The sequence below is a fragment of the Vicinamibacteria bacterium genome, assembly GCA_035620555.1.
Taxonomy (GTDB): domain Bacteria; phylum Acidobacteriota; class Vicinamibacteria; order Marinacidobacterales; family SMYC01; genus DASPGQ01.
The window spans coordinates 1-10440 of record DASPGQ010000421.1; the positions used below are offsets into that span (position 1 = coordinate 1).

The 10440-nt window shown below is 61.4% G+C and carries 6 protein-coding genes; 3 read left to right on the plus strand and 3 right to left on the minus strand.

What is annotated here, in order from left to right:
* The coding region (locus VEK15_17245; protein HXV62450.1) for a DUF4328 domain-containing protein at positions 1 to 543 on the plus strand (543 nt) is incomplete at its 5' end.
* Between the two features lie 11 nt (positions 544 to 554).
* Here the strand turns inward: VEK15_17245 and VEK15_17250 are convergent.
* Entirely contained in the window at positions 555 to 2714 is a 2160-nt protein-coding gene (locus VEK15_17250; protein HXV62451.1) for a tetratricopeptide repeat protein, read from the minus strand.
* 75 nt (positions 2715 to 2789) lie between these two features.
* Here VEK15_17250 and VEK15_17255 point away from each other — a divergent pair, with 75 nt between their 5' ends.
* Both VEK15_17255 and VEK15_17260 read left to right on the plus strand, forming a co-directional pair.
* A complete protein-coding gene (locus VEK15_17255) occupies positions 2790 to 4874 on the plus strand; it encodes a GWxTD domain-containing protein (GenBank protein HXV62452.1) in 2085 nt (694 codons plus the stop codon).
* A 259-nt stretch (positions 4875 to 5133) separates the two neighbouring features.
* Positions 5134 to 8181: a TonB-dependent receptor gene (locus VEK15_17260; GenBank protein HXV62453.1), complete on the plus strand. Its 3048-nt coding sequence runs from the start codon at positions 5134 to 5136 to the stop codon at positions 8179 to 8181.
* A gap of 89 nt (positions 8182 to 8270) precedes the next feature.
* Here the strand turns inward: VEK15_17260 and VEK15_17265 are convergent, their stop codons facing one another.
* Positions 8271 to 9329, minus strand: a complete 1059-nt coding sequence (locus VEK15_17265; GenBank protein HXV62454.1) for an agmatine deiminase family protein — start codon at positions 9327 to 9329, stop codon at positions 8271 to 8273.
* Positions 9326 to 10440 (minus strand): S16 family serine protease (locus VEK15_17270; protein ID HXV62455.1); only part of this gene is annotated, 1115 nt, incomplete at its 5' end. The genes VEK15_17265 and VEK15_17270, both read right to left, overlap by 4 nt.

Consider the following 10440-nt stretch of genomic DNA (forward strand, 5'->3'; position numbering starts at 1 on the left):
CCGAGCGTCCTCCAGGGGTCCGACCCTCGGGACCCCTCGAGCGCCTTATTGGGCCTCGTCGTCTTTCTCAGCAGTGCGCTCTATCTATTGGCCTATGTGGGAGGAGGATTCCTCTTTCTTTTCTGGCTGGCTCGAGCCAACCAAAATGCGCGCGCGCTGGGCTCGAAGAACATGGAGTTCACGCCCGGCTGGATGGTGGGTTGGTTCTTCGTTCCGGTCTTGAATCTGTTCAAGCCCTACGAGGCGGTGGACGAGCTCTACCTCGCGAGCGATCCCACAAGCGGTGAGGACGATTGGGGAGCCTCCGATCCGCCCCGGTTCATTCTGGCGTGGTGGGTGTCGTGGCTCTTTTTCGGAATCGGCGGGAGCCTCGCACATTTCCTCGGCGGCCAAACGGCCTGGGCGCTGGTACCGAACTTCGCCGGCCCGGTCGCCGCCGCTCTGGCGATTGGAGTCGTGCTCTCCATCGATCGGCGACAGAACGAGAAGCGAAAGCGTTCAGCGTCGGGGCCATCGAACCCGTCAACGCAACGGTTCTACTGAATTCTCAGAGCTCAACGCCCCGAGAGTTTTCCTCGTAGCACCACTGCGAGTTGTTCTCGTCCCAAACTCTCCGCGAGCTCGAGGGCGGCTCGCCAGGCTCCGGCAGCGTCGTCGGTGCGTCCCGATGCCCGGAAGGCATCTCCCAGCGTCTCGAGCACGAAGGGATCGCGATAACCAGACATCGCGGCAGCTTCGCTCGCGAGGACTACCGCACGCTCGGTGGCGTCGGGAGCCGAGTGAGGGCACTGCGTCAAAGCATAGGCAAGCCGTGCCTTCGCTTCCGGCCAGTCAGGCTCGAGCGTCGTCGACCGCTCGAGGGCACGAATGGCGGGCAGGCACTGCCCCGCCGCCGTAAGGGCGGAACCGAGGCTCACGTGCGCGTCCGCGTTCTCGGGCTCCAGCCGGACGACTTCTCTGTATTGCTCGATCGCCTCGTCGAGGCGGCCGCCGATCTGAAACGCCAGCCCGAGGCTGTAATGCGCCCAGGCGTGTTTGTCGTCCAGCTCGATCGCCTTTCGCAGCTCAAGGACTGCGTCGTCGTTACGGCCGAGGTCGCGGAGCACGTTGCCAAGACGAACGCGACACTCCACACAGCTCGGGTTCTTCTGCAGCAGCTTTCGGAAATGCTCGGTGGCCTCTCTTCCTCCTCCTCGCGCCGCGAGCAGCGTAGCCAGATTGAATCGCGCGTCCTCGTGCTCGGGATTGACACGAAGAGCGTCCCTCAGCGCCTGCAGCGCCTCGTCGTTCCTTCCCAGTCCGTCGTAGGCGACACCGAGGCCGTTCAGAGCCCAGGCGTCATCCGGGTTTCGCTTCAATCGAGCCGTGAGCTCTTTCACCTGCTCCTCGAGCTCTTTTCTCGTCGAATCGGCGCGGAGCATATCGAGCTCCCGGGAGTGAATTGGCAGGACTTGAACGTACAGATCTCCCATTTCGTCCGCGCTCCGTGGACCGTAGACGACATCGATCGGGGGCTGGTTCGGGTTTCTCGGGTTGTTCTCGGAATTGTCGTAAACAAACGTCATCGTGAGACGAGTGCCGCGCGGAAGTAGAAAGGGCTCTCGATAGCGGTAAAAGTCCTGCCATTTGAAGTCCCAGTTTCGAATCCAGATGAGCCACCGCTCGGAGCCATCCGGGAGCACGGCTTTGGCCTTCATTTCACGAGCCAAATAATGTGCGTGCGGATAAACGGAGAGAACCTCGACTTCGACGGGAAGCACGTACGAATCTTCGATGGTGAAGTCGGCCGTCCCGGCAGGGATCTCGAAATGACGCGACCCGAGTCGTAGCGTGACCGGGATGAGCCGGGGCGGCTCGTCGGAAAAGAAGAGTCCCACGCGCGCCGAGACCCGTTCGGGCTTTCCCGTAGTCGGCATATGGAGCTGCAGCACCAGGTCCGATCGACGCTCGAGCTTCCACGACATGCCAGCTCGCTCCCGATACGGCAATTTGCCTGGAGTCCAGCCCAGGAAGTGCCCATCGGGCATCACCGCCCCGGGTGCCGCGGCCATGCCGTCGAATCCCGGCAGGTCGTCTTCCGAGTCGAGACTACGGGACGAGGCTGTGGGGTCGAGCGTGATCGTTGCATGGTGCACGAGACGTCCTTCATTGGGTCGAAACTCGATGGCCTCCACGTAACGCGACTCGTCGAGGGGCACGGGAACGACGAAGTTGCGAAAGACGTCTCCACCCTCGGCGGGCAGATCGAACGTTTCCGACATCTCGACGGCGAGGTCGGGCTCGCCCAATTCCCATCCTTGGACCCATTCTCGATGCCTAGGAAGGGCACGGGCATCTCCCTCCGGCGTGCCGCCCTCCGCCCATCGAGCCAACACTTCGAGCTCATCCTCTTCGAGGATCCGTTGATCGGCGAACTCGCCGTAGCCTGGCTCCGGCAACCAGGGCGGCATATACCGACTCGATGTCAACTGCACGATCAGGCGTGCCCGCGAGCGCACGTCGTCGTAGCTCTCCAGGGAAAAAGGAGCGCTTCCTCCCAGACGATGGCAGGGCGTGCATTTCTCGAACACGACGGGCGCAACGTCGCGCGTAAAGGTCGGCTTGCTCGTGCCGCAGCGGAGGCTGGCACCAGCGAGTAGAAAGGCCCCCAGGATGTTTCTCATGGTTTGGCCCCGCAACAGGGCGAGTGCGAGGCTCGCTGGTGCCCGATTCACAGGGATGATCATAACCCAGCCATAGATCTGCGAGGCCTTGACTCTCTTTCGGTGCCCGGCTAACGTTTGGAAATCATGACGGCCTTGCTTGCACTCTCGATGCTCCTAGTCGTGGATGAGCGAGTCGACCGGCTCCCCCAGAACTACCGCGAGTGGATCGAAAAGGAAGTCATCTACATCATCGCCGACAAGGAGCGCGAAGCGTTCTTGAATCTGGAATCCGAAGAGGAGCGTGCTGCCTTCGTCACCGCATTCTGGCAGCGACGCGACCCGGATCCGATCACGCCGGTGAACGAGTTCAAAGAGGAGCACTACCGGAGGCTCGAGTACGCCAACAAATACTTCAGCCGCGAGTCCGCCGTGCCTGGCTGGATGACGGATCGGGGCAAGATCTACATCATCCTGGGAGAGCCAGCCGACCGCGAGGATTTCACGAGCATTCCGATGCTCTACCCCACTGAAGTGTGGTTCTATCATCAGGATCGCGACAAGAGCCTGCCGCCTCTCAACTTCCTCTTCTGGCAGGAGCACGGGGTGGGTCCGTACCGGATGTTCAACCATTTTCTCGACGACCCCGAAGACTTGATGCCGGCGCAGCCGATGAACCCCGAGAACTCCCGAAGGGAAGCCTATATCAACCTTCAGGAAATGAATCCGAGCCTCGCCCACGCGGCGTTCACCTTGCGCGCCGATCAAGGCGTCCAGGCCAACATCGTGCAGTCGGATCGCGCCGCGCTGGATTTTCAGAGCCTGCTCTCGGATATCTATGTGTCGCCACATCGTCGCGTGGACACGAGATACGTCGATGAGGCCGAGCACGCACGCGGCCTCGTCGAGGCAGACTACCTCTTCAATTTCGTTCCTAACTACGGAATGGCGAACGTGCTTCCCGGGCCGAACGGGTCCATGTTCGTCCATTTCACCGTCGAGATCGCTCCGCGAGACATGACGCTTGCCCACGATCCGAAAGAGAATACCTACTACACGAGCGTCGAAGTGCGCGCCGAGGTCAAGACACTGGACGAAAAAACCATCGTGCACAGCTTCACCAAACAGCCTTTCGTTCAGCTCACCGAGTCTCAGTTCAAGGACGTGGCCTACCGTGCCTTCGCTTATCAAGATATGTTTCCCATCGGCGAGGGCGAGTTCGTATTTCGTATCGTTTTGCAGAATCAGGCGAGAAAGGAATACACGATCTTCGAGAGTAAGATCGAGGTGCCCGAGCCGGGCTCGACGGCGCCCTGGTTGGGAGACCCGGTGCCTCTATACGGTATGGCGAAATTGAGCCCCGCGAAGGGGACAACCGCCGAGCCCTACCGAACGTATCAACTCGGACCCGTCGGACTGGATCCGAATGCGAGAAGAACGGTGGCGATCGGCGACTACTTGATGGCGCACGTGCCTTTGCGGAACATCCCTTCTGAATACAGTCTCAGTGCTCGGGTCTTGCCGCGCGGCGAAGGCGGCGAGGCAGTCGGGCCGCTTCGGGAAGAGGACCTGCGGCTCGATCTCCTCGAAAGACCCGTCGTCCTGCGCATCCCGCTAGGGGACATCCCCGCCGGGCATTATCGTCTGGCGGTGGAGCTTCGCGATGCGTCGCATCGGGCCGCGGCATTGCGCTCGATCGACTTCGACGTCTCCCCCCTTTCGCGAATCCATCCGGCATGGGCGGTGAAGGAGAGCATCGATGGTGAGAACGAGGGACTCGTCGCGGTCCTGCTTGCCGACCAGGCGATGCGCTTGGGTGAATTGGAGCGCGCCCGAGAGCTCGCGGAACGCGCCCTCGAGAACGATCCCAACCTCGTACCGGCCCGTCTCCTTCTCGGGCGGTTCGAGCTGGACGACGGACGATATCGCGAGTCGATTCGGCTCCTCGAGCCCGCCAGAGCCCAGCAGCCACGAAATCCCGAGGTACTGCTCGCTCTCGGAGACGCGCACTTTCAATCGCAGAGCTTCGCGCGGGCTGCCGAGCTGTTCGAGACGGCCGCCGCGATCAGGCGGCCCGACGCCCCCCTTCTCAACGCGCTTGGTTTATCCCACGCTCACCTGGGAAACAACGAACGTGCGATTGAATATTTGCGGCGCTCGATAGAGCTCGACCCGACTCAAAAAGAGATTAAAGCCCTTCTCGCGCGTCTCGAATCTGAAGCAGGACGCTGACCCCACGCCGATTCGACTCCAAACTATTGGAGTTTAATCCGATTACTTGGACGAAATTGGAGTCCGCAACACAATCCTGGCGACCATACTAACTCTATAACTGTATAATTATGAACTAATTATCTATTCGCACCCACAGACACTAATATATGGTATACCGAATGCATAACTCCACCACGTTGAGTGGGTCCTGCAGTTCTTGACAACTGAGCAATGTCCTCCCGTCGGGGCCGGTGTTAGTCAGTCAAGGAGGTGAACATTGCGTAAAGCCATCCTAATCGGGCTCGTCCTGCTTCTCGGGACTAGCGGCATCGTCTTCGCCCAGACGGGAAGCGCTAGTCTTCGAGGATATGTCAGAGACGAGTCGGGTGCGGTGCTACCGGGCGTCACCGTTACGGCCGAAAGTCCTGCCATCATGGCTCCTCGAGTGGCCGTATCGGACGGTACCGGCTACTACCGGATCATCAATCTTCCTCCCGGGACGTACTCCATCACGGCGTCCTTATCCGGGTTTACGACCTATCGCCAAGAAGGCATCGTCCTTCGCGCCGACGCGAACTTCAGCGTCGACGTGCGCCTGTCCATCAGCGGCGTCGAAGAGACCGTCACCGTGACCGCGGAGACACCCATGCTCGAGGTCGCATCACCTTCGAACATTCTCAACGTGGACGGCGCGTTCCAGCGCGAAATGCCCATTCAGGCGCGCCGGAACTGGAGCGACTTTCTCGAGCTCACCCCCGGCGTCAACGCTCGTCCTTTCGACGACGGGAGCGGCAGGATGGTTTACTTCGGCCACGCCACCGAGCACTTCGCCCACGTGATCCAGATCGAGGGGATGTCGGCACAGGGTTACGACGACGCCCAGGTCACCTACGTCGGCATGGGCGCGGACATCATCGACGACATCTCGGTCAAGACCGGCGGCGTCACCGCCGACGAGCCTCTCGGCACCGGAATCGTCATGAACGTCGTCACCAAGAGCGGCGGCAACAACTTCTCCGGCTCGGCCGGGATGGCCCTCCAGTTCTTACCCGAGCCAGGGCAGGACTCCAACTTCTGGAACGCGAACAATGCCCCCGAGTTTGAGGGCTCCGTGGGAACGCCAACTCAGTCGGAGGTCAAGCAGTTCGACGGCTCGTTCGGCGGTCCGATCATGCAGGACAAGGCCTGGTTCTTCTTTTCCTACCGCCGCGCGGATCTCGCCTCCGCGATCAGCCGGACGGGCTTCGACGTCGAGCGCCTCAACCTCTACTCGGGCATCCCGCTCGGCGGCTCGGCCGACACGCCCGCACGTGGGTCGGTTCCCACCTTCTCGCCGTTTCCCAATACGAGCAAGAGCCATCAGCCCTACCTCAAGATCACGAGCTCGTTGAGCCCGAACCACGAGCTCAGCGCCTACTACCAGAGAGATTCGCTCGACAACTCGAGCGACCGCGAGTTCAACTGGGCTCCCTACCTCACGGTCAAGACGGGCGGTCAACTTTACGGAGCCAAGCTGACGTCGGTCTTCGGCACCAACACCACGGGACAATTCACTTTCAGCTACAACGACAAATCGGGGGAATCGCTTCGCGACAGCCAGGCCAACGTCGGCGACATCGGTCTCGAGATCGAGATCCACGAGGCGTTCACGCGCTCCGGTGGCGAGCTCCAGGGGAACGGGCGCCAGGTGGCGGGCGGCATTCCGCAAACGAGCGAGGATCCTTCGTCCATCCTCCTCATTCGAGGCGACATCACGAATTACAAAGAAGGCTGGGGCGGCAACCACGAGTTCAAGACGGGTCTCTTCATGGCCCCGAGAAACCGGCGGAACCTCATCACCTCCTACAATGCCAACGCCGACGGCTGGTACGAGGAGCTCCACGTGCCCATCGATCCGAACAACCTGTCGCTCGGCACCCGTCCGTTCCAGCGCACGCGCCGTGATGTAAGCTCTGCCGAAACGAGCAACGCCCAGGATCGCGACATCGGCGTCTATTTCACTGATTCCTGGAAACCGACCCAGCGGCTGACGTTGAATCTCGGCGTGCGGCTCGACTTCGTGAGGCGCTACGACGCCATCGACAATTTCGAGCGCATGAACTCAACCGTCTTCGGGCCGAGGGTCGGCTTCTCCTACATGGTCACGGAAGACGCTCGCAACGTTCTCCGTGGAAGCTGGGGACGGGTTCACGAGCAAGTGAACGGCCGCGACAACATCACGAGCTACGCGGGATCCGGCGGCGGCCGCACCACGCTCATCGAGCAGTGGGACGAGGACGGCGACGGCATCTTCGAGCTCGAGACGATCACGCTCCCATCCGGTGCATCGATCGATCCCGCTATCGACTTCGATCCCAATCTGACCCAGCCGTACGTCGACGAGGCCATCCTCGGTTATCGGACCCAACTGCCCGGCCAGCTCGCCATCGACACGGCGTTCGTGAACCGCCGCTACACGAAGACTTACGCGTTGACTGACATCAATGGGATGTATCCCAGCGGCCCGGGTCAGCCCTTCATCGGTTTCGGAAACATCGACCCCAACCGCGGCGTCATCAACCAGGAGACGAACAACACCTGGTCGAAGCTTGTCTACAGCGCGATCGAGGTCACCGCCACGAAGCAGATGCGGAACTTCAACTTCATGGCGGGATTCAACCGGCAGTGGCAGCACTTTTCGGGAACTTGGAATCCCTCGGACCCCGCACGTTTCATCCAGCCTAACCACTTCGATTCCAACAAGGCGCTCTACATGCCGCGCGGCAACAACGAGCACAACACGCTCTCGAACTCGAACAACCTCTCCTACAATCCCACGTGGCGACAATACTCGATCCGCTTGGGCGCGACCTGGCGCGCCCCCGGCGACATCACCATTGCCGGCAGCTTCACCTCGAACGCCGGTCCGTGGAGCGGTGCTCTCATCGACAACCCGGGAGCCGACCCCATCTACGGCCCGAGCCGTATCCCGCTGGCTGATGGAAGAACCCAATCGAACCCTCTGGCCACCGTCTATCGTCTCGTGGGCGAGGATCGCGGGAGCGGCTGCGAGCTGACCACGCTGCCCGACAACGGTGTCTCCTGCGATGGCCAGGCGCGGGCGCCGGCCATCAACACGCTTGGCGTGAAGATCGGCAAGATCTTCCGCTTCGGTACCACGCAGGAGGTCGAGGTGGCGGGGAACATCTTCAACCTCTTGAACTCGAGCGACCATCACCAGTTCACCTACAGCGCGGCCAACCGGGTATTCAGCAACAACTACGCGCAGCTCAGAAGCCTGCAATCGGCTCGAGGGTTCCAGCTCACGCTCCTGTTCCGCTTCTAGAACTCGAGCTCTTTGGAAACTCATCGCCGCCGCGCTTCGGCGCGGCGGCTTTTTTTTGGATAGGCCATTGCCGACGTAAGAGCCCGGAATCAACGCCCGAGAACCGGCACATTGACGGATATGCAGTGCAACGATCCGTGGTTCTGGATGATAGAGCTTGCGTCGATGGGAACGACGTTCCAGTCGGGCATGAGCCCCCCGTAGATTTCCAGTGCCTCGCGATCCATTTCCGGGCTGACGTCGGGGTAAGTGGGTACGAGCATCGTGCCGTTGGCAAAGATGACATTCGTATAGGAGCGCCAGTTGCCATCCTCGTGGCTCGACATCGGGACGCGAACTACCTTGATGGGGCCGGAGCGAGTTGTTGCCTTCTCGAGCTGCTCCGCGGCGTCGTCGAGCAACCTCGAGTTAACCGGATCGACTTCCGGGTCGAGCTCGCTCAGCACGGCGACGTCGGGTCCCACCAGCGTGAGAAACATGTCGACGTGCTGCGTCGGCTCGCCGACAAGAGGTTTCAGAACGACCCAGTCGGTGGCGCCGTAGTAGCGTCCGAGGATCTGTCCGATCTCGGTCTGGCTGTAACCGTCCTTGGAATTAAAGTCAATGAGCTGTGTCGTCGAGAAGACCCAGCCCTCGCCATTCGCGAGCAGGTTCCCACCAGCGACCCGCAAGGGAACGTCCACGATGGGAAGCCGGAAATAGCCCGCTAGATATCGCGGTATCCATTCGTCAGCCGCGTGCTCCTGGCGGCCGTAGATCGCATCGAGGGCCACGAAGCGATCGTCCGGAAGACGTACGAAGGCGGGGCCGTAATCGCGAATCCACATCCCCACGACAGGAACCTGCACGATCGCCAGGTTCGCTGCGGGAGCTTCCGCCTTTCTCAAGAGCGCCTCGACGTCGCGATACTGAGCCTCGTTGGCCACGACCCCGACGATCGGGATCTGGCCGCCGAGCGCCGTGACGACGTCCACGAGGGTCTGCGGATGCCGCTGAATTAACTCGGAGAATCCGAGAACCAGCGCCCCGGATTCGAGAAACTCCGGATACAGACCGAGGACAGCCTTCGTCTCCTTACTGACTTTGGCCGGTGCGAGCTCGGGAGACGACGCCAAGAAGAGCGCGACCAGGGGCGCGACTACGGTCATGAGGACTCGATATTGCTTCCCGTTTTCACCACCGATAGCTCGGGAATCGCAGCCTCGAGTACCTCCTCGACTCTCTCGACGAGAACGAACTCCGTCTCCTTCCGCACGTCGGGGGGGACGTCCCGAAGACTCGACTCGTTCTGCTTCGGCAGGATGATGCGCGAGATATCGGCTCGGCGCGCCGCGAGCACTTTCTCCTTGATGCCTCCGATTGGAAGCACGAGTCCGGCGATGGTCACCTCTCCGGTCATCGCCGTATCGGCGCGAACCGATTTTCCGCAATAGAGCGACGCGAGCGCGGCCGCGATCGTGACGCCGGCAGATGGGCCGTCCTTGGGAATGGCGCCGGCGGGCACGTGGATGTGCACCCCCTGATGTTTGAACGCTTCCGGGTCGATGCCAAGCTCCTCCGCATGCGACCAGAGGAAGCTCTGCGCCGCTCGCGCCGATTCCTGCATGACCTCGCCGAGCTGTCCCGTGAGCGTGAGTCCACTGCCTCCGGGAAGCAGCGCCGTTTCGATGTAGAGCACGTCGCCGCCCGTCTCGGTCCAGGCCAGCCCCGTGGCCACGCCGGGAGGAAGCTCGGTGCGCGCTCGTTCCGTTTGAAAGGACTCGGGTCCGAGCATCTCCACCAGATCGTCGGGACCAATGGTGACCGATTCCGTACTGCCCTCGGCGAAGCGCACCGACACCTTGCGCACGAGGCGCCCTATCGTTCTTTCCAACTGTCTCAGGCCCGCCTCACGAGTGTAGCGCCGGATGACCCGCAACAGGGCTTCGTCGGGAATGGAGCACTGCGATTCCTGCAACCCGCTCTCCTGGAGCTGGCGTGGAAGCAAGTACTTCTTGGCGATCCCGAGCTTCTCTTCCTCGCTGTATCCCGTGAGCCTCAGGACCTCCATCCGATCGAGAAGAGGGCGCGGGATCGTATCGATCGCGTTCGCCGTGGTGATGAAGAAGACGTTCGACAAATCGAACGGCAGATCGAGGTAGTTGTCTCGAAACGTGTCGTTCTGCTGCGGGTCGAGGATCTCGAGCATCGCCGAGGCAGGGTCTCCTCGGAAGTCGCGCCCCAGCTTGTCGATCTCGTCCAACATGAGCACGGGATTGT

Excerpts from the sequence above, each read along its gene's own strand:
- VEK15_17265 (HXV62454.1), bottom strand. The coding sequence starts at position 9,329 with ATGACCGTAGTCGCGCCCCTGGTCGCGCTCTTCTTGGCGTCGTCTCCC.
- VEK15_17255 (HXV62452.1), top strand. The coding sequence starts at position 2,790 with ATGACGGCCTTGCTTGCACTCTCGATGCTCCTAGTCGTGGATGAGCGA.